25 protein-coding genes are annotated in these 25,289 nt (G+C 72.8%); 11 read left to right on the forward strand and 14 right to left on the reverse strand.

Going from position 1 to position 25,289, the window contains the following annotated elements:
• Positions 1-141: 141 nt before the first annotated feature.
• The 3 genes from LWC33_RS11110 to LWC33_RS11120 all read left to right on the forward strand — a co-directional run bounded on the left by LWC33_RS11110 (position 142) and on the right by LWC33_RS11120 (position 1,763).
• Positions 142-954: a DUF2249 domain-containing protein gene (locus tag LWC33_RS11110; RefSeq protein ID WP_233304210.1), complete on the forward strand. Its 813-nt coding sequence runs from the start codon at positions 142-144 to the stop codon at positions 952-954.
• Positions 951-1,253, forward strand: a complete 303-nt coding sequence (locus LWC33_RS11115) for a hypothetical protein (protein WP_233304211.1) — start codon at positions 951-953, stop codon at positions 1,251-1,253. The genes LWC33_RS11110 and LWC33_RS11115 overlap by 4 nt, the downstream gene beginning before the upstream one ends.
• A gap of 141 nt (positions 1,254-1,394) precedes the next feature.
• A complete protein-coding gene (locus LWC33_RS11120) occupies positions 1,395-1,763 on the forward strand; it encodes a hypothetical protein (protein WP_233304212.1) in 369 nt (122 codons plus the stop codon).
• A 71-nt stretch (positions 1,764-1,834) separates the two neighbouring features.
• On the opposite strand, the gene LWC33_RS11125 is transcribed toward LWC33_RS11120, so the two are convergent.
• Both LWC33_RS11125 and LWC33_RS11130 read right to left on the reverse strand, forming a co-directional pair.
• Positions 1,835-3,061 carry a cytochrome d ubiquinol oxidase subunit II gene (locus LWC33_RS11125; RefSeq protein ID WP_233304213.1) on the reverse strand — a complete coding sequence of 409 codons (1,227 nt, stop codon included), beginning with the start codon at positions 3,059-3,061 and terminating at the stop codon, positions 1,835-1,837.
• On the reverse strand, positions 3,058-4,452 hold the full coding sequence (locus LWC33_RS11130; protein WP_233304214.1) for a cytochrome ubiquinol oxidase subunit I: 1,395 nt from the start codon (positions 4,450-4,452) through the stop codon (positions 3,058-3,060). The genes LWC33_RS11125 and LWC33_RS11130 overlap by 4 nt, the downstream gene beginning before the upstream one ends.
• A 60-nt stretch (positions 4,453-4,512) precedes the next feature.
• Here LWC33_RS11130 and LWC33_RS11135 point away from each other — a divergent pair, with 60 nt between their 5' ends.
• The gene (locus LWC33_RS11135; RefSeq protein ID WP_233304215.1) at positions 4,513-4,680 is read left to right on the forward strand and encodes a hypothetical protein; all 168 of its coding nucleotides are present in this window, start codon (positions 4,513-4,515) and stop codon (positions 4,678-4,680) included.
• A gap of 186 nt (positions 4,681-4,866) precedes the next feature.
• Here LWC33_RS11135 and LWC33_RS11140 read toward each other — a convergent pair whose 3' ends face one another.
• On the reverse strand, positions 4,867-5,745 hold the full coding sequence (locus tag LWC33_RS11140; RefSeq protein WP_233304216.1) for an LLM class F420-dependent oxidoreductase: 879 nt from the start codon (positions 5,743-5,745) through the stop codon (positions 4,867-4,869).
• 170 nt (positions 5,746-5,915) lie between these two features.
• On the opposite strand from LWC33_RS11140, the gene LWC33_RS11145 reads away from it, so the two are divergent.
• Complete coding sequence (locus LWC33_RS11145; protein WP_233304217.1) at positions 5,916-6,794, forward strand: SDR family oxidoreductase; 879 nt, start codon at positions 5,916-5,918, stop codon at positions 6,792-6,794.
• 39 nt (positions 6,795-6,833) lie between these two features.
• On the opposite strand, the gene LWC33_RS11150 is transcribed toward LWC33_RS11145, so the two are convergent.
• From LWC33_RS11150 to LWC33_RS11180, 7 genes are all read right to left on the reverse strand, one after another.
• The gene (locus LWC33_RS11150) at positions 6,834-9,227 is read right to left on the reverse strand and encodes an ATP-binding cassette domain-containing protein (protein ID WP_233304218.1); all 2,394 of its coding nucleotides are present in this window, start codon (positions 9,225-9,227) and stop codon (positions 6,834-6,836) included.
• A 118-nt stretch (positions 9,228-9,345) separates the two neighbouring features.
• On the reverse strand, positions 9,346-9,771 hold the full coding sequence (locus tag LWC33_RS11155; protein WP_233304219.1) for a VOC family protein: 426 nt from the start codon (positions 9,769-9,771) through the stop codon (positions 9,346-9,348).
• Positions 9,768-10,220 (reverse strand): helix-turn-helix transcriptional regulator, encoded by a 453-nt coding sequence (locus tag LWC33_RS11160; protein ID WP_233304220.1) that lies wholly within the window; start codon positions 10,218-10,220, stop codon positions 9,768-9,770. The genes LWC33_RS11155 and LWC33_RS11160 overlap by 4 nt, the downstream gene beginning before the upstream one ends.
• 62 nt (positions 10,221-10,282) lie before the next feature.
• Entirely contained in the window at positions 10,283-10,513 is a 231-nt protein-coding gene (locus LWC33_RS11165) for a DUF3072 domain-containing protein (RefSeq protein ID WP_233304221.1), read from the reverse strand.
• 45 nt (positions 10,514-10,558) lie between these two features.
• Positions 10,559-11,197 (reverse strand): HdeD family acid-resistance protein, encoded by a 639-nt coding sequence (locus LWC33_RS11170; RefSeq protein ID WP_233304222.1) that lies wholly within the window; start codon positions 11,195-11,197, stop codon positions 10,559-10,561.
• A 69-nt stretch (positions 11,198-11,266) separates the two neighbouring features.
• Positions 11,267-11,752 carry a bacterioferritin gene (gene bfr, locus LWC33_RS11175; protein WP_037038919.1) on the reverse strand — a complete coding sequence of 162 codons (486 nt, stop codon included), beginning with the start codon at positions 11,750-11,752 and terminating at the stop codon, positions 11,267-11,269.
• Positions 11,753-11,885: 133 nt separating this feature from the next.
• Positions 11,886-12,083 carry a (2Fe-2S)-binding protein gene (locus tag LWC33_RS11180; protein WP_233304223.1) on the reverse strand — a complete coding sequence of 66 codons (198 nt, stop codon included), beginning with the start codon at positions 12,081-12,083 and terminating at the stop codon, positions 11,886-11,888.
• Positions 12,084-12,167: 84 nt separating this feature from the next.
• Between LWC33_RS11180 and ligD the strand changes: the two genes are divergently transcribed.
• From ligD to LWC33_RS11210, 5 genes are all read left to right on the forward strand, one after another.
• Positions 12,168-14,078, forward strand: coding sequence for a non-homologous end-joining DNA ligase (gene ligD / locus LWC33_RS35925; protein WP_308190928.1), 1,911 nt, complete (start codon positions 12,168-12,170; stop codon positions 14,076-14,078).
• Between the two features lie 28 nt (positions 14,079-14,106).
• A complete protein-coding gene (locus tag LWC33_RS11195) occupies positions 14,107-14,913 on the forward strand; it encodes a glycerophosphodiester phosphodiesterase family protein (protein WP_233304224.1) in 807 nt (268 codons plus the stop codon).
• A gap of 188 nt (positions 14,914-15,101) precedes the next feature.
• Positions 15,102-16,439: an MFS transporter gene (locus LWC33_RS11200; RefSeq protein ID WP_308190929.1), complete on the forward strand. Its 1,338-nt coding sequence runs from the start codon at positions 15,102-15,104 to the stop codon at positions 16,437-16,439.
• Positions 16,440-16,798: 359 nt separating this feature from the next.
• Complete coding sequence (locus LWC33_RS11205; protein ID WP_233304225.1) at positions 16,799-17,140, forward strand: RNA polymerase-binding protein RbpA; 342 nt, start codon at positions 16,799-16,801, stop codon at positions 17,138-17,140.
• Between the two features lie 139 nt (positions 17,141-17,279).
• Positions 17,280-18,920: a DUF885 domain-containing protein gene (locus LWC33_RS11210; protein WP_233304226.1), complete on the forward strand. Its 1,641-nt coding sequence runs from the start codon at positions 17,280-17,282 to the stop codon at positions 18,918-18,920.
• A gap of 22 nt (positions 18,921-18,942) precedes the next feature.
• Here LWC33_RS11210 and LWC33_RS11215 read toward each other — a convergent pair whose 3' ends face one another.
• The gene (locus LWC33_RS11215) at positions 18,943-20,904 is read right to left on the reverse strand and encodes an aconitate hydratase (RefSeq protein ID WP_233304227.1); all 1,962 of its coding nucleotides are present in this window, start codon (positions 20,902-20,904) and stop codon (positions 18,943-18,945) included.
• Positions 20,905-21,012: 108 nt separating this feature from the next.
• On the opposite strand from LWC33_RS11215, the gene LWC33_RS11220 reads away from it, so the two are divergent.
• Positions 21,013-22,302, forward strand: coding sequence for an MFS transporter (locus LWC33_RS11220; RefSeq protein ID WP_233304228.1), 1,290 nt, complete (start codon positions 21,013-21,015; stop codon positions 22,300-22,302).
• Between the two features lie 21 nt (positions 22,303-22,323).
• Here the strand turns inward: LWC33_RS11220 and LWC33_RS11225 are convergent, their stop codons facing one another.
• Genes LWC33_RS11225 through lnt form a run of 3 tightly spaced genes read right to left on the reverse strand, consistent with a single transcriptional unit; the run spans position 22,324 to position 25,279 of the window.
• Positions 22,324-22,818: a phosphoribosyltransferase gene (locus tag LWC33_RS11225; protein WP_233304229.1), complete on the reverse strand. Its 495-nt coding sequence runs from the start codon at positions 22,816-22,818 to the stop codon at positions 22,324-22,326.
• A gap of 24 nt (positions 22,819-22,842) precedes the next feature.
• Complete coding sequence (locus LWC33_RS11230) at positions 22,843-23,634, reverse strand: polyprenol monophosphomannose synthase (protein WP_233304230.1); 792 nt, start codon at positions 23,632-23,634, stop codon at positions 22,843-22,845.
• Positions 23,627-25,279, reverse strand: coding sequence for an apolipoprotein N-acyltransferase (gene lnt / locus LWC33_RS11235; RefSeq protein WP_233304231.1), 1,653 nt, complete (start codon positions 25,277-25,279; stop codon positions 23,627-23,629). Before lnt ends, LWC33_RS11230 begins: the two co-directional genes overlap by 8 nt.
• Positions 25,280-25,289 lie beyond the last annotated feature (10 nt).

Here is a 25,289-nt window from a genome sequence, read left to right on the forward strand (position 1 = left end):
CGCCGACAGCGCCGGCCTCCGTGGCGCCCGGCGCGCCGCTCGCGGACCCAGGCCACCGGAGTTATTTTTCACGGGATTCAGTGTAGTAAAGTCCGGAGCGACGCCGCCACCGACGGGCAGGCGGCCGGTGGGAGGACAGTCATGAACAACCCAGTGATGAACAACCCAGTGATGAACAACGTCGTCATCGCCTCGAACGAGGCCGAGGCCGCCGCGGTCGCCGCGGTGGAGCAGCACCACGCCGAGCTGGCGGGAGCGCTCGACCTGCGGGTCGAGGCGCTCCTCGGCGCGGTCGCGCGCGGGGAGGTCGCCGACCGTGAGCGTCGGGCGCTCGTCGATTGGTGCACCCGCGAGCTGGTCCCCCATGCGCAGGCGGAGGAGGAGGCGCTCTACCCCGCGGCACACGGGAAGGCCGAGGCCCGGCTCCTCGTGGAGGGGATGCTCGACGAGCACCGGGTGATCACCGGCCTGGTCGGCGAGATCTCCGCCGCACCGGACCCGACGCGGACGGCAGCCGCCGGACACGCACTCCGGGTGCTGTTCGCCGGACACCTGGCGAAGGAGAACGAGCTGGTCCTCCCGCTGCTGGCCGGGGCGTCCGACGTCGTCCTCGCCGATCTGCTGGCCGGGATGCACGAGCTCCTCGGTGGCGCGAGCCGGAGCGACCAGGCGGGCCACCCGGACGCGGACGGTCACCACTGTGGCTGCGGCGAGGTCGACGGTCCGGGCCACCCGGAGCTCGACGCTCGCGCCATCCCGCACGCCATCCGGCACGCCACGATCTTCGGAGCGCTGGACTCGGTGCGCCCGGGCGGCGGGCTGGTGCTGATCGCACCGCACGACCCGCTGCCGCTGCTGGCCCAGGTCGAGCAGCGCACTCCCGGGCTGTTCGCGGTGGACTACGTCGAGCGCGGCCCGGAGACCTGGCGACTGAGGTTCGTCCGCGCCGCGTGACCGCGCACGGCGGGCGCGACACTGCCCGAAGTGCCCGGGTGGTGGCGAGAGCGACGTCGAGTCCCTCGGCGAGGTTCCGATCCGAGCAGACCCCCGAACAGCGTCTTCGGGCAGCCGACGATCAGATCAGGAGCAGCCTCGATGCCATCCGCCGTGCCCGGGTAGCCCTGTACCGATCACTGGCACGTCTCGAACGAGCCGAATCGGCGCTCAGGAGGACCCAGGAGCGCACCGACCGCGACCAGGCCGAGATCGACCGCGAGATCGCGAGCAGTACACGGCAGCACGACGTGCCCTGATCCGGGACACGAACTGTCATGACGCTGCCCCGGGCGCGAGCGACGCAGACGAAGCTCACCACGCGGGGTCGGGTGGCGCTGCGAGTGCGTCACCCGCAGCGGGTGACGTGGCGATCCGCCTGCACACGGTCGAGTGGGACCATGGATTCGCGCGATCTCAGGAGCCGCTGGACCATCCGCGGCGATCCGGCCCTCCTCTCGGACGCGGCCGCTGCCCTGCGCGCGGCGAGGGCGGAGCAGATCTTCGGGTCGCGATTTCCCGGCGAGTACGTCATGGCCGGGATCGCCCGACTCCTCGAGTCCCTGGCCTACGAGATGCGGACCGACGACAGCGCGCTGACCCGCGACGTCGTCCTCGCCGCCACCGACATGTCCCGGCACGTCCTGCGCTATCTGCCCGAGCTCGACGACGCGACCTCGGACCGTCCGCACGATGCGGAGTCGGACACCGCTCCGGCGGATCTCCGGGACGACGTCGACGCCGCCCGCGAGGACGGGCCGGGTTCCTAGGCGTCGTCCCGGACCGCGTGGAGGTCGACGTCCGGGTACGCGGCACGCCATGGCTCGAGGAAGGCGCGGGATCAGCGGCCCCGGCGCCAGCCCGACACGAGCTGCCGGACGGCGTCACGAAGCGCGCCCCCGGCGACGACGAGCAGCACCACCGCCTCCAGTCCGCGGTGCCGATCGGCGGCGTACCGGGGCGGAGTTCCTGCCGGCTCGGTCCGCTCCGCCAGGTCCTCGCCGGCCCGGGCCCCGGCGGGTACCGGTGGCGGATGCGACTCCAGCAGCATCCCGTGCTGTTGCAACCAGTACAGCCACACGAACGCGGGGAACACGAGCAGCAGGGCCAGCCCCAGGGCGACGAACAGCGCGAGCTGCGCCGGCTCGGGCGCGGCGCTCTGGGCGAGTGTGACGGCCCCGGGCAGGACCCAGGGGTACTGGGCGACGCCCCATCCCGCGACCACGCCCACGACGGCGAGCGCGGTGGCGCCGCGCAGCAGCATCGGCCGCCTGCCGGGCAACAGCGCCAGGGCGGCGACCCCGCCGAGGACGGAGGCGGCGACCGCGGGCAGGGCCGGTCCGGTCAGGCCGGCCCACAGGTACGGGGCGCTGCGCGCCAGCAGGACCAGGTTGATCGCCGCCAGGACGCCCGTGACCAGGCCCGCGGCGAGCGAGCGGAGGCGGAAGTAGCGCGCCATGTCGTCATGGCCGCGCCGCTCGCAGTCCGCGACGAGGTAGACGCCGGCGACGTAGGCGCACGTGGCCACGAAGAGCAGACCGGTCACGATCGCCGTGGGGCTGGTCCAGGCGCCGAGCAGGTTGCCCGACGGGTCGGCCGGTATCGCGCCGGTGGCCACCGCGCCGACCGCGGTGCCGAGGAAGAAGGGCGTGAGGAGGGAGGAGGCGGCGAACAGCGCCCCGTACAGCCTGGTCGTCGCCGGGCGCTGGGCCTCGTGCCGGAAGGCGAAGCCGACCCCGCGCAGCACGATCCCGAGCAGCGACAGCGCGAGCGGCACGAACAGCGCGACCATCACGGCGCTGAACGCGCTCGGGAACCCGGTCCAGAAGACGACGAGGCCGAAGATGATCCAGACGTGGTTGCCCTCCCACACCGGCGTGACGGACGCGTCGATCTCCTCCCGCGGGCGGGCACCGCGCTCGTCGCCGCCCGCGAGCAGGTCCCAGGTGCCGCCACCCAGGTCGGCACCGGCGAAGAGGGCGTAGCCGGCGACCGTCACCAACAGCACCACGGCGACGGCAAGAGTGGCGACCGACGGCCCCGACACGGCGTTCACGGCGGGGATCACGACCGCGCGTCCTCGCCTCGTCGTGGCCGCTCGTAGGGCGCCCGTACGATGTCCGCCCCCGCCCCCACCGCGTCCTGGGCCCGCCAGCGGCGGCCCATGAGCCACGGCACCGCGATGCTGGTCACCGTCAGCACCCCGTAGACCACCACCGTGACGGCCAGGGTGACCGGCACGCCGTTCGCCGGGGTCACCGCGTCGCGGGTGAGCAGCAGCCCGTAGACGACCCAGGGCTGGCGGCCCACCTCGGTGGTGATCCAGCCGAGCTCCATCGCGACGATCGACCCGGCGCCGGCGAGCGCGGCCGGGATCAGGAACCACCGGGTGGACAGGACGTCGCGACGGAACTTCCACACCCACGCCTGCCACGCGCCGAGGACCACGAGGAGGGTCCCGATGGCGACCATGCCGTCGAACGACAGGTGGATCAGGTTGGGCAGCGGGGGCCGCAGCTCCGGCGGCACGCTGTCCCAGCCCGTCACCTCGGTGTTCGGTGAGAAGCCGACCAGCAGCGAGTCGAGGTACGGGATGGCGACCCCGAAGTAGACCTGCCCGTGCCAGTAGACGCCGCCGACCCACTCCGGGACGCCCCGCGCCGTGGTGTCCACCAGCTCCATCGCCGCGAACTTGATCGGCTGCTGGTTGGCGACCGCACGGGCGAGCACGTCGCCGACGTACACCTGCAGCGGCGCGCACACGGCCCCGACCCAGAAGGGGATGAGGAACCCCAGCCGGTGGTAGCGGTCGCGTCGCCCGCGCAGCAGGCCGGTCGCGTAGACGCCGGCGACGACGAACCCGGCCACCATGTAGGCCGCCAGGATCATGTGCGGCGTCTCGTAGGGCGTCGCGGGGTTGAACACCACCGCCCACGGGTTCACCGTCGCGACCCGCCCGTCCTGCAGGGTGAAGCCGCTGGGCTGGTTCATCCAGGAGTTCGCCGCGACGACGGCCAGTGCCCCGAGCAGGCCCGCGACCACCATCGGCATGCCCGACCACCAGTGCACCCACGGCCGCAGCCGGCCCCAGCCGTACAGGTAGATGGCCGTGAAGATCGCCTCGACGAAGAACCAGATGCCCTCGATCGCGAACGGGATGCCGAACGCCGAGCCGTAGCGGCCCATGAGTACCGGCCAGAGCAGCCCGAGCTCGTACGACAGGACCGTCCCCGACACCGCCCCGACGGCGAAGACCACCGCCGCGACCTTCGACCAGCGCCGCGCGAGCACCAGCGCCACTCCGTCGTGGCGCCTGATCCCCAGCCAGTGCGCGATCAGCACGACGCTCGGGAAGGCGATGCCGAAACAGGCGAAGACGATGTGGAAGCCCAACGACGCCCCCATCTGCACCCGTGCGGGGATGTCGCCCTCGGCCAGGACCAGCACCGGTGCGCTCACCGCCTCACCGCCGCACGTTCCGGCGTGCGGGGGCACGATGGGCACGGAGGTGATGCCGTCATGGTCTCCGCACTGCTCGTCGTGCTGCTCGGGCTCGCGCTCGGCGCACTCGGCCTGCTGGTCCCCGACCTGTACGTCGTCGGACTCATCGTGCTTCTCGTCGGTGGCATCGGCGTCCTCGTACGGCTGGGCGACTGGTACCGGATCACCGGACGGCGACTGCCGTAGCCGGATGATCGGCCGACATTCCCGGCTGGGCCGCCCCGCAGCGCGGGTATGCGCCCTCGCGGCGTCGAAACCTCTGTGACGAGGCGAGAAACCCGACGAGCAGGCTCGAACTCGGCACAACGACCGCCACCGACATGGTGATCGCGACCTTTCGACCGGCTCCCGATCGACGGGGCCCGGTCGATCTCACCCGCGGGCGGCGGCCGCGACCCACCGATCGGCCAGCGCCGACACCCACTCGGCGGCGAGCCCGGGATCGGCGGGCGGACCGTCGACGATCACCATCTCGGTCACCCCGAGATCGGCGAGTTTCGCGACGTCGTCGTCCTGCGGACTGCGCAGCGCGACCGCGAGTTTCAGCTCCGCGATGTCGCGTCCGGACTCCCGGCAGCGTGCGCCCAGGAATTCCAGGCGTTGGGCGACGTCGGCGACGCCGTCGAGGTTGAACCCGTACCAGCCGTCGCCCAGGGCCGCCACGCGGCGCAGCGCCGAGTCGCTGTTACCGCCGAAGACGATCGGGATCGTCCTGGCCCGGACGGGCTTGGGGTTGACGCGCACGGAGTCGAGGTGGACGAACTCCCCCACGAACGAGGCGACGTCCTCACGCCACACCGCGCGCATCGCGGCGACGTACTCGTCGGTCCGCGCTCCTCGCCGCGCGAAGGGCACGCCGAGCGCCTCGAACTCCTCGCGCGACCAGCCGATCCCGACGCCGAGGGTGAGCCGGCCGCCGCACAACGAGTCGAGCGTCGCCGCCTGCTTGGCCACGACCACCGGGTTGTGCTCCGGCAGGAGCAACACCCCCGTCGCGACGTCGATCGTCGAGGTGGCCGCGGCGACGAAGCTCAGGCCGACCAGGGGGTCGATCCAGTCGGCCTCCGCCGGGACGGCGATCCGTCCGTCCTCCGAGTACGGATAGCGCGACGACGTCCGGTCGACCATGACGACGTGCTCGCCCGACCACAGCGTGGCGAAGCCGCACGACTCCGCCGCCACCGCGACCGCGTCGATGACGGACCGTCGGGCGCCGGCCCCGATCCCCAGAGCGTGCAGACCGACCTGCATCAGGCGAGCGTCCCACACGGATCCCGTCGCGGGCATCCGTTTCCCCTCGACCTCGGAACGAGCGCGGCTCGAGGTCGAGGCTCGTCGTGAGCCCGACCAGTGACGGGACTCTTGTCCCGTCAGAGGTGTACCGTGATGCGACAAGAGTCCCGTCATATCAGGAGAACCCCATGCGTGTCCTCGTCACCGGAGCCAGCGGCGCCATCGGCTCGGCCCTCGTCCCGGAGCTGCTCGGTGCGGGCCACGAGGTCGTCGGCCTCGCCCGGTCGGAGGCCTCGGCGGACGCCCTCGGCGCCGCCGGGGTCGACGTGCTCCGCGGCGACCTGACCGACCTCGACACCCTGCGGTCCGGGGCGGCCGCGGCCGACGGCGTCGTCCACCTCGCCTTCTCGAACGACTTCACCGACTTCGCCGCGTCCGCCGAGGCCGAGGGCCGCGCGGTGGCCGCCCTCGGCGAAGGCCTCGTCGACAGCGGGAAGCCGCTGGTCATCGCCTCCGGTACCCCGGCGGTGCCGGGCCGTACCGCCACGGAGGAGGACCCGATGCCGACGGACGGGCCCGTCGGCGGCCGCGGCCGCACCGCGCTGGCGACGCTCGCCCTCGCCGACCGCGGCGTCCGGTCGGCGGCCGTGCGGCTGCCGCGCACGGTGCACGCGCAGGGCACGGGTGGCTTCGCCGGACTCCTCGTCGACATCGCGCGCCGGACGGGGGTGTCCGGCTACGTCGGCGACGGCACCCAGCGCTGGCCGGCGGTCCACCGTCGGGACGCCGTACGGCTGTTCCGGATCGCCCTGGAGGACGCGTCCCCGGGGTCGGTGCTGCACGCCGTCGCGGACGAAGGTGACCGCATGCGGGACATCGCCGCCGCGATCGGCCGCGTGCTCGACCTGCCCGTCGACGAGGTCCCCGCGGACGACTACGGCTTCCTCGGCGCCGTCTTCGCCGTCGACCAGCCCGCCTCGAGTGCCCGCACCCGGGAGCGTTTCGGCTGGACGCCGACCGGCCCGAGCCTGCTCGACGACATCCGGGCCGCGACCTACGCCACCTGACCGTCCCCCGGCCGACCGCCCCCGACGGCGATCCCCGGCTCAGGCCCCGACGTAGGCGGCGAGATGCTGGCCGGTCAGGGTCGACCGGTCGGCGACGAGATCCGTGGGCGTCCCCTCGAAGACGATCCGGCCGCCGTCGTGGCCGGCGCCCGGGCCCAGGTCGATGATCCAGTCGGCGTGTGCCATGACCGCCTGGTGGTGCTCGATCACGATCACCGACTTGCCGCTGTCGACGAGGTGGTCGAGCAGGCCGAGCAGCTGCTCGACGTCCGCGAGGTGCAGACCGGTCGTCGGCTCGTCGAGGACGTAGACGCCGCCCTTGTCCCCCATGTGCGTGGCCAGCTTGAGCCGCTGCCGCTCGCCGCCGGACAGCGTGGTGAGCGGCTGCCCGATGGTGAGGTAGCCGAGGCCGACCGCGGCGAGCCGCTCGAGGATCTTGTGGGCGGCCGGCGTGCGCGCCTCCCCCGAGCCGAAGAACTCCTCCGCCTCGGCGACCGGCATCGCGAGCACCTCGCTGATGTCCTTGCCGCCCAGCCGGTACTCCAGCACGGCCGCCGAGAACCGCTTGCCCTCGCACTCCTCGCAGGTGGTGGCGACGCCCGCCATCATCGCCAGGTCCGTGTAGATCACGCCCGCGCCGTTGCAGGTCGGGCAGGCGCCCTCGGAGTTCGCGCTGAACAGCGCGGGTTTCACGCCGTTGGCCTTCGCGAACGCCTTGCGGATCGGCTCGAGCAGCCCGGTGTAGGTGGCCGGGTTGCTCCGCCGCGAGCCGCGGATCCCGCCCTGGTCGATCGCCACCACGCCGTCCCGGCCGGCGACCGAGCCGTGGATCAGCGAGCTCTTGCCCGAGCCCGCCACCCCGGTCACGACGACCAGCACGCCGAGGGGGATGTCGACGTCGACGCCGGTCAGGTTGTGCGTGGTGGCCCCGCGCACCTCCAGCGCCCCCGACGGTGTACGCACCGCGGGTTTCAGGGAGGCGCGGTCGTCGAGGTGCCGCCCGGTGAGCGTGCCGCTGGTCCGCAGGCCCTCGACCGTGCCTTCGAAGACCACCTGGCCGCCGCCGGCACCGGCGCCCGGCCCGAGGTCGACGACGTGGTCGGCGATCGCGATCGCCTCCGGCTTGTGCTCGACCACCAGCACGGTGTTGCCCTTGTCCCGCAACCGCCGCAGCAGGTCGTTCATCCGCTGGATGTCGTGCGGGTGCAGGCCGATCGTCGGCTCGTCGAAGACGTAGGTGACGTCGGTGAGCGACGAGCCCAGGTGCCGGATCATCTTGGTGCGCTGCGCCTCGCCGCCCGACAGCGTGCCCGACGGCCGGTCCAGCGACAGGTAGCCCAGCCCGATCTCGACGAACGAGTCGAGGGTCTCCCCCAGCGCCGTCAGCAGCGGCGCGGCGGACGGCTCGTCCAGCCCGCGGACCCAGGCGGCGAGGTCGTTGATCTGCATCGCGCAGGCGTCGGCGATGCTGATCCCCGCGATCTTCGACGACCGGGCCGCTTCGGTGAGCCGGGTGCCGTCGCACTCGGGGCAGGTCGTGAAGGTGACGGCCCGCTCGACGAAGGCGCGGATGTGCGGCTGCATCGCGTCGACGTCCTTGGACAGGTACGACTTCTGGATGCCGGGGATCAGGCCGGAGTAGGTGAGGTTGATGCCCTCGACCTTGATCTTGGTGGGCTCCTTGTACAGCAGGTCCTGCAGCTGCTTCTTCGTGAAGTCCTTGATGGGCGTGTCGCAGTCGAAGAAGCCGCAGCCGCGCAGGATCCGGCCCATCCAGCCGTCCATGCTGTAGCCGGGGATGGTGAGCGCGCCGTCGTTGATCGACCTGGTCTCGTCGTAGAGCTGGGTGAGGTCGATGTCGTTGACCGCGCCGCGGCCCTCGCACCGCGGGCACATCCCGCCCGTGACGGAGAACTCGCGGCGTTCCTTCACCTTCTGGCCGCCCTTCTCGATCGTCACGGCGCCGGCACCGCTGATCGAGGCGACGTTGAAGGAGAAGGCCTGGGCCGAGCCGATGTGCGGCCGGCCGAGCCTGCTGAACAGGATGCGCAGCATGGCGTTGGCGTCCGTGACGGTGCCGACCGTGGAGCGGGGGTTGGCGCCCATCCGCTCCTGGTCGACGATGATCGCGGTGGTCAGCCCGTCGAGGACGTCGACCTCCGGCCGGGCCAGGGTCGGCATGAACCCCTGCACGAACGCGCTGTAGGTCTCGTTGATCAGCCGCTGCGACTCCGCGGCGATCGTGCCGAACACCAGCGAGCTCTTGCCCGAGCCGGAGACGCCGGTGAACACCGTCAACCGGCGCTTCGGGAGCTCGACGTCGACGTCCTTGAGGTTGTTCTCCCGCGCCCCGTGCACGCGGATCAGGTCGTGCGTGTCCGCGGTGTGCACGGTGGGCACCGTGGGTGTCGGGGCCTCTGTGGCCGAGCTCATCCTGTGTCTCCCCCTGTGGTGCGGCGTGCCGTGTCGATGTCCGAACGGGCCCCGGCTCAGCTCCGGTGTTCGCTCCGCGAGCTCCGCTCAGCTCCGAGGTTCGCTCCGCGAGCTCCGCTCAGCCGAGCTGCTTGATCCTGATCATGTTCCCCGCGGGGTCGCGGAAGGCACAGTCCCGCACGCCGTAGGGCTGGTCCATCGGCTCCTGGACGACCTCGGCCTCCGCGGCCTGGATCCGGTCGAACGTCGCGTCGAGGTCCTTGGTGGCCAGGTTGATCGCGGCGTAGGTGCCCTTGGCCATCATCTCCGAGACGACCTGGCGCTCCTCCTCGGTGACCCCCGGGTCCACCGCCGGCGGGTGCAGGACGATCGCGATCCCCGGCTGCCCGGGCGGGGCGACGGTGATCCAGTACAGGTCGTTGTAGCCGACCTCGTTCTGCACCTCGAAGCCGAGGACGTCCCGGTAGAAGGCGATCGCCTCGTCCTTGCCGGTGTGCGGGAGGTAGGTCTGGCTGATGACGATGTCCGTGCTCTGCGCTGTCATGCCGAGGACGCTAGCGGCGCTCCGCCGGCCGGGGCTTCTCGATTCCTGACCGGTCTCGTCACCTGCTTGACCACGCAGGACGGAATGTCCACCCGCTGCTCCTCGGCCGCCCGGCGGTAGGCCCCGGGCGGCATGCCGACGAGCTCGGCGAAGCGCGTGCTGAAGGTGCCCAGCGACGAGCAGCCCACCGCGAAGCAGACCTCGGTGACGCTCAGGTCGCCCCGCCGCAGCAGGGCCATCGCCCGCTCGATGCGCCGGGTCATCAGATAGGAGTAGGGCGACTCGCCGTAGGCCCGCCGGAACTCCCGGCTGAGGTGTCCCGCCGACATGTGGGCGCCGCGGGCGAGCGCCTCGACGTCGAGCGGCTGGGCGTACTCCCGGTCGATCCGGTCCTTCACGCGCCGCAGCCGGGCCAGGTCGCTCAGGTTCGCGGCGGATCTGCTGCTCACGTGCGCGATCGTGCCACGACCCGGGTCCGAAATGCACCGTCCCGGCCCGGCCCGGGAGTCGCTCAGCGGCGGTTCCCCCGCCCCGCCGCGGCCTGCAGCTCGTCGATGCGCTTCGAGGCCTCGGCTTTGGTCAGCCGGCCGAGGTCCTCGGGCAGCTCCTGGCCGGCCTGCTGCGCGAGCGTCTCCAGGTACGAGCGCTGCGGTCCGGTGATCGGCTCGTCGCCGGTGGTCCAGTCCTCGGGGTCCTTCGCCGCCGGCGTGGTGGTCTGGACCTGGGTGTCGCGATCGGTCATCGGTCGAACATATCTTCGATCGCGCTCCCCCGCGACCCGAGCGCGTCAGGCCGGGTTCGGCGAGGGCCGCGCCCCGGCCGCACCCCTGGCGATCGCCCGGACGCGGAAGGCCCACCCGATCAGGATCACGCCGCCGATCAGCGCGAACAGCCCGACCAGCCAGATCAGCGTGAGGATCCCGCCGGCCGGCCAGGTCAGCAGTGCGAGGCCGAAGAGGATGTTCACGATGCCCGCGACGAGGGTCCAGCCCCAGGCGTGCGCGCCGGTCCGCCGGGCCGTGAAGGCCTCGGCGATCTCCGCGACACCCATGACGATCGCCCAGAACGCCACGACGAAGAGCAACGCCAGGGCCGTGACGCCGGGCCAGACGAGCGCGACGAGGCCGGCGATCACCGACAGCACGCCCTGCACCACGGGCCACACCCAGTGGGCCGCCGTCCGTCGCGCCCGGAAGCCCAGGACGACGGCGACGATGCCGTCGAGGATCGCGTAGAAGCCGAACAGGAACACCAGGGTGAGCAGGGCGATGCCCGGGCTCACGAGCGCGATGATCCCGAAGAGGGCGATCAGGACGCCCCGCAGCAGCACCATCCACCAGACGGCGCCGGCGAGCTCCCGGATCGCGTCGACCGGGCGCTGCCCGGAGTCCCCCGCCCGGTCGCCCGCACTCACGTTCTCGCTCATGACGGCCCCCCTCGGCGCCCCGGGTGGACACCTCGCGACCTGTGTACTCCGCCCGAGGGGAACGCGGAATCAGCCGGGCGTGGGAGGCTGGTCGACCAGCTGGGCCAGGTAGAGCTGCTCGCCCAGGCGGTCCATCAGCTCGAGGTTCGTCTCGATGTAGTCGATGTGGTGCTCCTCGTCGGCGAGGATCTCCTCGAACAGGTTCGCCGTGGTGATGTCGCCCTTCGAGCGGCACATCGCGATGCCGGGCCGGAGCCGCTGCACGACCTCCAGCTCGATGGCGAGGTCGGACTGCAGCATCTCGCGGACGTTCGTGCCGATCCGCAGCTGGAACAGCCGCTGGTAGTTGGGGAGGCCCTCGAGGAAGAGGATGCGGTCGGTGATCTTCTCCGCGTGCCGCATCTCGTCGATCGACTCGCTACGGGTGTAGGCGGCGAGCTTGGTCAGGCCCCAGTTCTGCTGCATCTTCGCGTGCAGGAAGTACTGGTTGATGGCGGTGAGCTCGCTGGTGAGCTGCTCGTTGAGCAGGGAGATGATCTCCGGGTCCCCACGCATGGCACCGTCCTCCGTTCGCTGTGATGGGCGGCACGAACGGTAGTGGGTCCGGTTCGCCCGGATCCACGAAGGACGGGCTGTCCGATAGCTAGCCTTACCTGCGGCCTCGCCTCGTTCGAGTGAGCGGCGTCGGTCAGGCCGAGAGCGGCAGCTCCGACATCACGGACGGGGCGAGCTCGGCGGCCAGCAGGACGTCGAGGGTGCCGAGGCAGCTGCCGCAGCCCGTGCCGGCACCGCACGCGTCGCCGATCTCCTCGACCGTGCGGGCGCCCTCGCCGATGCAGTCACGCAGCTCGACGTCCGTCACGGCGTGACAGATGCAGACGTACATGCAGGCCAGCCTTTCGTCAGGTAAGGCTATGCTCGCAAATGATCACGGCCGGTGACAAGCCCTGCACGGCGTTAGCCTGACGACGTGCCGCTCGACGAGTACCGCCGCAAGCGCGACCGGGGGCGCACGCCGGAGCCGGTCCCGGAGGCCGACCCCGCGCCCGATGCCTCGCCGGAGGGGCCCGGCGACCGGTTCGTGATCCAGGAGCACCACGCCCGCGCGCTGCACTGGGACCTGCGCCTCGAACGCGACGGCGTGCTGGCCTCGTGGGCGGTGCCGAAGGGCCTGCCGGTCGACACCGAGACCCTGCGGCTGGCCGTCCGCACCGAGGACCACCCCCTGGAGTACCTGGAGTTCTCCGGCGAGATCCCGCGCGGGGAGTACGGCGGCGGGACCATGACGATCTGGGACCACGGCCGCTACGAGACCGAGAAGTGGTCCGATCGGGAGGTCGCCTTCACGCTGCACGGCGAGCGTGCGCAGGGGAAGTACGTGCTGGTCAAGAGCAACCGCGAGCGCCGGGACGGTTGGCTGCTCAAGCGCTCCGACCGCACCGACCGCTCCCCGCTCCCCCACGACACGGCCCCGATGCGCGGGGTGCCCGACGAGCTGCCGACGGACCCCGAGGGCTGGCTGCTGCAGGTCCGGTTCGGCGGGCGCCGCGTGATCGTCGAGGTCGACGGCGGCCGGGCCCGCCTGACGGCCGACGGCGACGAGGTCCAGGCGAAGACCCTCGCCGAGCTGGGGCCCTCGATCGGCGCCACCGCCCTGCTGCTCGACGCGGAGCTGACCCGCGGCGGCGAGCTGTGGATCTCCGACCTGCTGTTCCTCGACGGCCGGGACACCTGCGGGCTCGGGTTCACCGACCGGCACGCCCTGCTCGAGGAGCTGCCGCTGTCCGGACCGCACTGGCGGCTCGCCCCGGTGTACCCGGCCGACGGCGGCGCCGCCGTGCTCGACGCCGTCCGCGGGCAGGGGCTGCCGGGCGTCGTCGCCAAGCGGGCCGACTCGGTATATCTGCCCGGGAAGCGTTCCGACACCTGGCGGGAGGTGGGCGAGGTCGCCGAGCCCGAGAAGCCACGACAGCGGCGCGCCGGCGGGAAGGCGGGCGTGGGCCGGGCGACGCTGACCAACCCCGACAAGGTCCTCTACCCGCTCACCGGCACCACGAAGGCCGACGTCCTGGCGCACTACCGCGCGGTCGCGCCGGTCATGCTGCCGCACCTGGAGGGCCGGCCGGTCACGCTCGTGCGCTGGCCCGACGGCGTCGAGAAGCCCTCGTTCTTCGAGAAGGACGTCTCGCGGCACGCGCCGGACTGGATCCGCACCGAGCGGGTCGGGACGCCGGGCGGGCGGTCCGAGTCCGCCTACTTCCCACTGCTCGAGAGCGAGGAGGGCCTGGCCTGGGCGGCGAACCTGGCCGCCCTCGAACTGCACGTGCCCCAGTGGCGGGTCGGGCCACGCGGCGGCCGGCAGACCCCCGACCTGGTCGTCTTCGACCTCGACCCCGGCGAGGGGACGACGGTCGTCGAGTGCTGCCGGGTCGCGCAGCGGATCGCCGAGGTGCTCGCCGAGGACGACCTCGAGGCGTACCCCCGGACGTCGGGCGGCAAGGGGCTGCAGCTCTACCTGCCCGTCGCGGTCAGCCGGGCCGAGCAGACCATCGACTTCGCGAAGGCCGTGGCCGAGCGGCTGGCCGACGAGTCCCCGCGGAGCGCCACGTCGGTGATGGCGAAGGCGCGCCGGCGCGGCAAGGTCTTCGTGGACTGGAGCCAGAACAACACGGCGAAGACCACGATCGGCAGCTACTCGCTGCGCGGGCGGGCGCGCCCGACCGTCGCCACCCCGGTGACCTGGGAGGAGGTGCGCGGCTGCCGCCGCCCGGACGACCTCGTCTTCACCCTCGACGACCTGCCCGGCCGCCTGGACCGGCACGGTGACCTGCTCGAACGCCTGCTGTTCAGCGAGCGGCAACGGCTTCCCCGTCGCGGATGATCGGCGCCGGATGAGAGGGTTCCGCACTGTGACGGAGGCGGAGCGGGCGAAGCCGACCACGAGCGGGGACCGGCACCCGTACCTCGATGGGCCCTACCCGCGCCGGTACGCGCACCGCGGCTGGCACGTCGGCGAGCTCGCCGGCTGCGAGAACACCCTCGCCGGCTTCGAGCTCGCGGTGGCGAACGGCTTCTCCTACATCGAGATGGACGTGCACGCCTCCGCCGACGGCGTGCCGATGGTCCACCACGACGCGACCCTCGACCGCACCACCGACGGCAGCGGCCCGCTCGCCGGCCTGCCCGCCGCGGTGATCGAGGGCGCCCGGGTGGCCGGGCGGGAACCGGTGCCGCGGCTGGAGTCCGTGCTCGCGGCCCTGCCGGAGACCCGGTTCACGATCGAGCTGAAGTCCGACGCCGTCGTGCTGCCCACCCTGGCCGTGCTCGAGCGGCTCGCCGCCTGGGACCGGGTCTGCCTCGGCGCCTTCCACGAGAGCCGGCTGCGGCGGGCCCGCGCGGTCGGCCCGCGGCTGTTCACGTCGATGGGCTTCGAGGGGGTGCTCGGCCTGCGTGCCCGCGCCTGGCTGGACGCCGCCCCGTCGGCCCGCACCGCCCTGGAGCCGGTCCTGCCCCGGATCGGCGGCCGGCTCGCCCAGATCCCGCGGCACTTCGGCCCGCTCACGGTGGTCGACGACCGTCTGCTCACGCGGGCCCACGACGCCGGCCTGGAGGTCCACGTCTGGACGGTCGACGAGCAGGCCGAGATGCGCGCGCTGCTCGCCATGGGGGTCGACGGACTGCTCTCCGACCGGCCGGACCTGCTCATCGCCCTGTGAGCGCGGCGCGCTCTAGTGCGGTGACCACGAACGTTCGCCGGGTGATCGCGTGATCCGGGGGGTTCCTCGCAAGGCGCCCCCGCACCGCCTGTACCGGGCGTACCGGGGTGCGGGGGCAACGCCGCGAGGGGCCGCCCGGGCGCGCGAGGACCGGTGAACGTTCGTGGTCACCGCACTAGGCTGCCGCGGTGAGCAGCGAGGCCGCCCCCGCGGACCGGACCGGAGACGGGCTGGTGGGATCGACGCCTGCGCGGCGTCAGGTGCTGGCCTGGGGTTTCTGGGACTGGGGCTCGTCGGCCTACAACACCATCACGCTCACGTTCGTCTTCTCCGTCTACCTCACCGACACCGTCGGACGAGGCCTGCCCGGCACGGTGAACGCCAACAGCTGGCTCGGCTACGCGATCGGTGCCGCGGGCCTGGTGATCGCGCTGCTGGCGCCGGTGGTCGGGCAGAGCGCCGACCGGGCCGGACGCCGGCTGCGGTCCACCGCGATCTGGACCGCCGCGACGGTCGCGTCGATGGCCCTGCTCTTCTTCGTCCGCGACGACTGGCACTACCTCTGGCTCGGCCTGCTGCTGCTCGCCCTGGGGTCGATCTTCTTCGAGCTCGCCGAGGTCTCCTACAACGCCGTCCTGCGGCAGATCTCGACGCCCGCCACGATCGGCCGGGTCTCCGGTTTCGGCTGGTCGATGGGCTACTTCGGCGGGATCGTGCTGCTCCTCGCGGTGTACGTGCTGTTCATCGCCGGCGAGGGGGGCGTGCTCGGGGTGAGCACCGAGGCCGGGCTCAACGTCCGGGTGGTCGCCCTCGTCTCGGCCGCCTGGTTCGCGCTGGCCGCGATCCCGCTCTTCCTCGTCGTACCCGAGGCGCCGCCCGCCGTCGACCGCCCGGCCCGGCTGGGCGTCCGGGCGAGCTACCGCAAGCTCGTCACCGACCTGCGGGACCTGCACCGCACGAGCCCGCACACAGTCTACTTCCTCGGGGCGAGCGCCCTGTTCCGCGACGGGCTGGCCGCCGTGTTCACGTTCGGCGCGGTGATCGCGGTCAGCGTGTACGGCCTGAGCTCCGGCGACGTCCTGGTCTTCGGCGTGGCCGCCAACGTCGTGTCGGCCCTCGGCGCCCTGAGCGGCGGATGGCTCGACGACCGGATCGGCCCGAAGGCGGTCATCGTCGGCTCGCTCGGCGGACTGATCCTCTGCGGTGTCGTGCTGCTGTTCCTGTCCGGCCCCACGGCGTTCTGGGTGTTCGGGCTCGGGCTGTGCCTGTTCGTCGGCCCGGCGCAGTCGTCGTCGCGCACCTATCTGGCCCGACTCACGCCCCCCGGTCAGGAGGGCCAGATGTTCGGCCTATACGCGACGACGGGGCGGGCGGTGTCGTTCCTCGCCCCGACGCTCGTGGGCTTCTTCACCTACGCGTTCGGCTCGGACCGCGCGGGCACGGTCGGGATCCTCGTGGTGCTCGCGGCCGGGCTGCTCGCGCTCTGGCCGGTCCGCCGGCCCGAGTCCGCCGCGCCGACCGGGTGATCGGGGTGCGCCGATCGCCGGATGTCCGGCGGTTCGCGCGGCAACCACGCCGACCTGCGCATATCCTGATGCATGTCGATCGCGGGTAACGGGAAGCCACCCACGTGTTAACACTCGGGTCCCGACCGGTGAGGTAAGTCACAGACGGCTGACACGTCACATTCGCGTGTGGCAGAGCGCCCGATGGGCCACACTCTGACGTCGGGACAGGAGCGGGTCACCGACGGTCGCGAGGACGTCGGCGTGCCCGCGCAATGCCTCCCCCGGGAATGCGCGGCTGTACTGCAGACGTTACACCGGGTGGCGACGATGTGACCGTCGAGGGGTGCCCCCCTCGGCAGAAGACGGGAGGATGACGCATGGCCGACCGCGTGCTCCGTGGCAGCCGGCTCGGGGCTGTCAGCTACGAGACCGACCGGAATCACGACCTGGCGCCGCGGCAGCTGGTCCGCTACGTCTCCCCCTCGGGCCATGAGTTCGAGGTGCCGTTCGCGAACGACGCCGAGGCGCCCGCGACCTGGGAGTCGCCCCAGGGCGGCGTCGGGCGGCGCGTGGACGGCGTCGAGGCGGAGCAGAAGAAGACCAAGCCGCCGCGCACCCACTGGGACATGCTGCTGGAGCGCCGCTCGATCCCGGAGCTCGAGGAGCTGCTCAACGAGCGCCTCGACCTGCTCCGCGAGCGTCGCCAGGAGATCGCCTAGTGATCGCCTGACCCTCCCGAACGGGTCGGCGTCGCGACGGCGACGCCACGGCGGACGCGCCGCAGCACACACCACGAAGCCGGGCCACCTCCCGTGGGGCCCGGCTTCGTCGTGTCCGGAGGGCGGCGATGATGACCGCATGTCCGCACGCACGATCAGGGACCTGGCCGACGCCCACGTCGCCGCGCACGCCGAGCTCGACCCGCTGCTCGCGACCTCGCTGGGCCTGCCCACCGGCCAGGACCGGCTCCCCGACCTCTCCCCCGCCGGCGACGAGGCCCTCGACGCCCTCGAGCGGGACACCCTCACCCGCCTCGAGGCCGCCGGCGAGCCCGCGAACGACACCGAGCGCCGGTGCGCCCGGCTGCTGCGCGAGCGCCTCGCCGCCACGCAGGCCATCCGCACCCTCGGCGAGCACCTCCGCAACGTCCAGATCCTCTTCGGGCCGGTCCAGGATCTGCGCACGACGCTCACGCTGATGCCCACCGGCACACCCGAGGAGCGCGCGAACCTCGCTGCCCGGCTCGCCGCCGTCCCCGCGGCGTTCGCCGGCTACGCGGAGAGCCTCCGGGCCGGGGCCGACCGCGGGCTGCTGGCGGCTCCGCGACAGGTCGACGCCGTCGTCGCGCAGTTCGGCTCGTGGCTCGCGGCCGACTGGTTCGCCTCCTTCGCCGCCGACGCCGGCCTCCCCGCCGACAGCGCGGACGCCCCGACCGCCGCCCTGGGCACGCTGCGGGAGTTCCTCGCCCGCGAGTACCGCCCGCGCACCGAGGGCGTCCCGGACGCCGTGGGCGAGGAGCGCTACCGGGCGGCCGTCCGCCGGTGGACCGGGGCCGACCTCGACCCCCGCGAGGCCTACGCGTGGGCCTGGTCGGAGTTCCACCGGATCCTCGACGAGCAGCGGGCCGAGACCGCGCGGGTCCTGCCCGGTGCCACGCCGCGCGAGGCGATGGCGCACCTGGAGACGCACGGCGAGATCGTCGAGGGCGTCGACGCCGTCCGCGCCCGGCTGCAGGGGATCATGGACGACACGATCGCGGCCCTGCAGGGCACGCACGTCGACCTCGCCCCCGAGCTGCTGCGCGTCGAGGCCGTGATCGCGCCCGAGGGCAGTGCCGCCGCGCCGTACTACACCCAGCCCTCGCTGGACTTCGCCCGGCCCGGCCGCACCTGGCTCCCGACGCTGGGCCGCGACCGCTTCCCGATGTGGGACCTCGTGAGCACCTGGTACCACGAAGGCGTCCCCGGGCATCACCTGCAGCTCGGCCAGTGGGCGCTGTGTGCGGGCGAGCTCTCCACCTTCCAGGCCTCGGCCGGCATGATCAGCGGGAACCTCGAGGGCTGGGCGCTCTACGCGGAGCGGCTCATGGACGAGCTGGGCTTCCTCACCGACCCCGGCGAGCGGCTCGGCTACCTCGACGCCCAGATGATGCGCGCGATCCGAGTGATCATCGACATCGGCATGCACCTGGAGCTGGCGGTCCCCGCCGACTCGCCGATGCACGCCGGGCTGACCTGGACGCCCGGGCTCGCCCGGGAGTTCTTCGGCGCCTACTGCGGCCGCGACGCCGCCTTCCTCGACAGCGAGCTGCTGCGCTACCTGGGCGGGCCGGGGCAGGCGATCAGCTACAAGCTCGGCGAGCGGGCCTGGCTCGCGGGCCGGGCCGCGGCGAAGCGGGCGCGGGGTGCGGACTTCGACCTCAAGGCGTGGCACATGACCGCGCTCTCACAGGGCTCGCTCGGCCTCGACGACCTGGAGCAGGAGCTGGCCGCCCTGTAGGACCGCGTCGGGACGCCGAGCGTCAGCGCGGCGGGCGGTCTCCCTCGCGGGTCCGGCGCAACAGGCCTCCCGCGGCGAGCACGTCGCGCTCCCCGCGGCTGAGCAGCAGCCGCAGCGCGATCGGCTCGCCGCGGTCGACCTCGGCGGTCAGCTCCTCGGCTCCGGAACGGACCGCATCGGCCAGGCCGGCGATGTGCCACCGGTCGCCGACCGACACCCGCTCCCGATCGGCGTCGGCGGCGAGGAGCAGCGGGACGATCCCCTGCACGACGAGGTTGCGCCGGTGGATGCGCGCGAACCCGGCCGCCGCCACGACCATGATGCCGAGGTGCAGCGGGGCCATCGCGGCGTGCTCCCGGGACGAGCCCTGCCCGTAGTTGTCCCCGCCGACGATGATCCCGGGGGTCCCCTGCCCCGCCCATTCCCGCGCCCGGTCGTGGAAGTCCGGGTCGAAGCGGCGGAACAGGTAGTGGCTGCACGCCTCGATGTCCGACCACACGGACATGCCGATGGCGCCGTCCGGGGCCATGTCGCCGGTGGAGACGTCGTCCCCGACGACGATCACGACGCGGCCGTCGAGCTCGGCCGGCGGTGGTTCCGGCAGCGGAGGCGGGACGAGGCTCGGTCCGCGGACGATCTCCACCCGCCGCGCCTCGACCGCCGGCAGCGGCTCGGTGATCAACCCGTCGACCACCGCCGGGTCGGGGCCCGGGGCCGCGGGCAGCGGAGGGAACGCACCGAGGTCGCGGGGATCCGTGATGTGGCCCGTCAACGCGGTGGCCGCCGCCGTCGAGGGCGAGCAGAGGTAGACGCGGTCCTCGGCCGTGCCGCTGCGGCCGGGGAAGTTGCGGTTGAACGTCCGGACGGACGCCTGCCCGCGCGTCGGCGCCTGCCCGATCCCGATGCAGGGGCCACAGACCGGCTCCAGCATCCGGGCACCCGCCGTGGCGAGGTCGCGGTACACGTCGCCCCGCACGATCGTGTCCAGGATCTGGCGCGAGCCCGGCGTGACCGTGAGCGCGACGTCCGGGTGGACGGTGCGGCCCGCCAGCACCGCGGCGACCGTCGCGAGGTCCTCGTAGGAGGAGTTGACCGAGGAGCCGACGCACACCTGCACGACCGGCGTGCCCGCGACCTCCCGGACCGGCACGACGTCGCCCGGGGACTGCGGCACGGCGATCAACGGTTCGAGGGCCACGAGGTCGATGTGCTCCTCGTCGTCGTAGGTCGCGCCGTGGTCGGCGGTCAGCGCGGTCCAGTCCTGGTCGCGGCCCTGCGCGGCCAGCCACTCCCGCGTCCGCTCGTCGGCCGGGAACACGGCACCGGTCGCCCCGGTCTCCGTGATCATGTTGCAGATCGTGGCCCGCTGGGTGACCGACAGGGTGGCCACCCCCTCGCCCGTGAACTCGAACACCGCGCCCGTGCCGCCCCGGACGCCGTGGCGGCGCAGGAGCTCCAGGATCACGTCCTTCGCCTCCACCCAGTCCGGCAGGGTGCCGGTGAGCTCGACGCGCACGACCCGCGGAGAGGCCAGGTCGAACCCGTGGCCGGCCATCGCGACGGCCACCTCCAGGCCGCCCGCGCCCACCGCGAGCATCCCGAGGGCGCCCGCGGTCGTCGAGTGCGAGTCCGCGCCCACGAGCAGGCCTCCAGGCCGGGCGAACCGCTCCAGGTGCAAGTAGTGCGAGATCCCGTTCCCCGCCGGGGAGTACCGCACCCCGAACCGGCGGCAGAACGAGCGCAGGTAGTGGTGCTCGGCCATGTTCCGGTCGTCGATCTGCAGCACGTTGTGGTCGACGTAGAGCACCGTCGGGTCCACCACCACCCGCTCCGCGCCGAGCGCCTCGAACTGCATGCACGCCATCGACCCGGTGGCGTCCTCGATGAGCACCTGGTCGACGTCGAGCGTGACGTCCTCGCCGTGCGCGAGCGGCCCCCCGCCGCCGTGCCCGGCGAGGAGCATGCGGGTGACGCTCTCGGCCACGGCCCCATCGTCGCCGCCTCGACCGGGGACCGCAGTGCGAGGCGGTGTAGGACGCGCCCGGGTGGGTAGGCGGACACGCGACACTCATTGCCGGCACAAGGGGGTGCCATGGCCGAGGTGGCGACCCGCACCGCCTGGTACGCGGGAGTGAACCGCAAGCATCGCCGGGTCCTCTACGCCACGTTCTCCGGGTGGGCCTTCGACGGCTACGAGACCCAGGCGCTCGTCGTGGTGGTGTCGCCCGCGCTCGCGCAGCTGCTGCCGGCGGGCGAACGGAGCAGCATCGGGCTCTACTCCGGGCTCGCCATCGGGCTGACCCTCCTCGGCTGGGGCATCGGCGGACTCGTCGGAGGGGTGCTCGCCGACTACCTCGGGCGCCGGCGGGTGATGCTGCTGGCGATCCTGGGCTACGCGGTGTTCACCGGCCTGACGGCGCTGAGCACCTCGTTCGAGATGCTGATCGCCTTCCGGATGCTCACCGGCATCGCGATGGGCAGCGAGTGGGCCACCGGGACGGTCCTGCTGCAGGAGACCTGGCCGGACCGCGCGCGGGCCAAGGGCGCCGGGTTCATGCAGTCGGGGTTCGGCTTCGGCACCCTGCTCGCCGCCCTGATCTGGCTCTTCCTCCAGGGCTCCGGCCCGGCGGCCTGGCGCTGGATGTTCGTCGTCGGGATCCTGCCCGCCTTCCTCGTGCTCTACATCCGTCGGCGCCTCGAGGAGTCGCAGCGGTGGGTGGACGCCGTCGCCGCGGAGAAGCGGACGCAGGAGCAACGCCCGTTCACCGTGCGCAGGTTGTTCGCCGACCCGGTCAACCGTCGGCGCGTCCTCGTGACGCTCGTCGTGTCCCTGGGCACGATCATCGGCTGGTACGCGGTGTCCGCGTTCCTGCCGCAGTTCGCCGTCTCGCTGGCCCACACGAGCGGGATCGGCAACCCGGCCGGCTGGGGCGCGCTGGCGGTCGTGTTCTACAACGTCGGCGCCATCCTGGGCTACCTGGTCAGCGGCTTCGTCGCGGACGCGGTCGGCAGGCGGTGGCTCGTCGCGATCATCTTCGGGGGCTCGCTGGTGATGACCCCGATCACCTACCTCTGGTGGGGTGGCCCCGTGGCGTTCCAGGTGGTCGCGCTGGTCAACGGTGTCTTCACCCTCGGCGGCTTCGCCTGGTTCGCGATCTACCTGCCCGAGCTGTTCGGGTCGACGGTGCGCTCCACCGCCACCGGATTCGTCTTCAACGCGACCCGGCTCGTCGCGTGGATCGGCCCGATCGTGTCCGGGGCGCTCATCGCGAGCTTCGGCGGGGTCTCCCACGCCGCCCTCTACATGGGATCGGCGTACCTGCTCGGGATCATCATGCTGCCGTTCCTGCACGAGACCAAGGGCGAGCCGCTGCCGCCCTGAGGCCCGCCGCAGGAGCGCAATTCAGGCGTCGAGCACCTCGGTCCCGACGACCGGGGGCAGCGTCGACCAGGGGAAGTTGATCCAGAGCGGGGTGTGTCGCCAGACGTACTCGCAGCGCACCTCGCTCTGCGGCTTCTCGTACACGACCGCGCACCGGACGTCGGCCACGTGCTCGCCGCAGAAGTCCCGCACGAGCTTGAGGGTGGCCCCGGTGTCGGCCACGTCGTCCGCCACGAGGACGGTGGCCCCGGAGAGGTCGACGATGTTCGGCACCGGCGGCAACATCACCGGCAGCGGCAGCCGCTCCCCCACCCCGGTGTAGAACTCCACGTTCATCACGTGCAGGTTCTTCACGCCGAGCGCGTAGCCGAGGGCGCCGGCCACGAACAGTCCGCCGCGTGCGATCGAGAGGATGATGTCCGGGCGGTAGCCGCTGTCCGCGACCTGCTCGGCCAGCTGGCGGGAGGCCGCGCCGAACAGCTCCCAGGTCAGCGTCTCGCGCTCCGCACCGCTCATGACCGGGAGCCTAACGAGGAGTGATCAGGCGCGGACGGACCCGTCTCCCGCGGCGGTGTCCCCGGCCCACCGGGCGGGGCGCAGCCGGCGGAACCGGTGCTCGAAGCCCCACCGCGCGACGTTGACGAACGCCTCGAGCATCACCGCGCCGTCCATCTTCGACGAGCCGATCTGCCGCTCGGTGAAGGTGATCGGCACCTCGACGACGCGGAACCCGGCCTGCAGCGCCCGCCAGGCGAGGTCGATCTGGAAGCAGTAGCCCTGGGAGATCACCGAGTCGAGGTCGAGCTGCTCGAGCACCTGCCGCCGGTAGACCCGGTAGCCGGCGGTGATGTCGCGGACGGGCGCGCCCAGCGCGAGGCGCGCGTACAGGTTCGCGCCGCGGGAGAGCCACTCCCGGTGGGCGGGCCAGTTGACGACCTCGCCGCCGGGCACGTACCGGGAGCCGAGGACCAGGTCGGCGCCCGGGCCCTCCTCCAGCGCCGCCAGCAGGGCCGGCAGGTCCTCGGGGGCGTGCGAGCCGTCGGCGTCCATCTCGACGACGACCTGGTGCTCGCCGCTCAGCGCGTGCCGGAAGCCGGCGAGGTAGGCGGCACCGAGGCCGTTCTTGCCCTCGCGGTGCAGCACGCGCACGCGCGGGTCCGCGGCCGCCATCTCCTCGGCGAGCTCGCCCGTGCCGTCCGGGCTGGCGTCGTCGACGACCAGGATGTCCGCGGCCGGCACTGCGGTGTTGAGCCGCGCGACGACCCGGCCGAGGTTCTCCCGCTCCTCGTAGGTCGGGATGACCACCAGGACCGGTCCCGGGGGCTCAGCCATCGACGTCCTCTCCTGCCCGGGGGGCGTCCTCGGACCCCGTGCGGGACCCGGCCCCCTCCTGCGCGGCGGCCGCACCGCGGCGTGCCCGCCTTCCGGCCAGCAGCGCGGCGCCGATCGCCATGACTCCCGCTGCGGTCAGCACCCACTCCGGCACGGATCGCAGCCGAGTGGCCAGCGTAGTCGTGTCCTCCAGCGTCTCGACAGCGACCAGGGTCCCGGGCACGAACTGCCCGGTACTGCCGGTGACGGTGCCCTCGGGAGTGATCGTCGCGCTCACGCCGGAGGTCGTCGCGACGACGACCGGCCGGTCGTGCTCGACGGCCCGCACCCGGGACATCGCCAGCTGCTGGTACGTCATCTCCGACAGGCCGAAGGTGGCGTTGTTGCTGGGGACGGCGAGCATGGTCGCACCCGCCGAGACGCTGTCGTCCACCAGGTCGTCGAACGCGATCTCCCAGCAGATCGCGATGCCGATGTCGGCGCCGCCGGCCTGCAGCACGCCGGGGCCGGGCCCGGGCACGAAGTTGCCCGCCCGGTCGACGTAGCTGGAGAAGATCCGGAAGAACGAGCGCCACGGCATGTACTCCCCGAAGGGCTGGATACGGCGCTTGTCGTTGCGCGCGATCGGGCCCAGCACCGGGTCCCAGACCAGGACGGCGTTGCTGTCCGTCCCGCCGGCGTTCACCAGGACCGAGCCGACGAGGATCGGGGCCTTGATCGCGGCCGCGGCCCGGGAGATCAGCGCGGCGGCGTCGGCGTTGCGGAACGGGTCGATGTCGGAGGAGTTCTCCGGCCAGATCACCACGTCGGGCTGCGGTCGCCGGCCCGCGGCCACGTCGGCCGCGAGCTGCTCGGTGACCGTGACGTGGTTGTCCAGGACGGCGCGGCGCTGGGCGTTGAAGTCCAGGCCCAGCCGCGGGACGTTGCCCTGGATCGCCGCCACGGTGATCGACTTCGACGGTCCGTTCACCGTCGCGGGGATCAGGCTCGCGACAGGGCCGGCCACCAGGGCGAGGACGAGCAGGACGGCCGGCACCACCGCGGCCCGGCCCTCCCGCCGCGCGAGCCGCCGGACCAGCTCGCCGAGCGCGAGGCCGGCGAGGACGGTGACGAACGACAGCAGCGGAACGCCGCCGACCGACGCGGTGTGCAGGAAGAGACCCTCGGGCTGGCCGAACCCGACGCGCCCCCAGGGCAGCCCGCCGAACGGGAAGCGGCTGCGGAGCGCCTCGACCCCGACCCAGACGGCGGCGCCCCACACCGGGGCCGCCGGGAGCCGGGACGTCACCGCCATGCCGGCGCCCGCGAGGCCGAACGCGATCGCCTCGACGACGCACAGGGCCAGCCAGGGCAGCGCCCCGACGAAGCCGCCGGTCCAGCTCAGCAGCGGGACCAGGAAGCCGAGGCCGAACAGGAAGCCCAGCAGGAACCCGCGGCGGGCGCGGACACCGCGCAGCACCACGCCGAGCACGGCGAACACCGGCGGGGCGAGCCACCACAGCTCGCGCGGCGGGAAGCTCAGGTACAGGACCACACCGGCGGCGATCGCCGGCAGCGCCCGGGCCAGGAGCCGCAGCGAGCGGGCGGACCGCGGAACCCGGGGAGCGGACCCGGCCGGGGCGGGGTCGACGGTCGGTGCGGCCACGGGAAGAGCG

This window comes from Pseudonocardia terrae (assembly GCF_021343995.1).
Lineage (GTDB): Bacteria > Actinomycetota > Actinomycetes > Mycobacteriales > Pseudonocardiaceae > Pseudonocardia > Pseudonocardia terrae.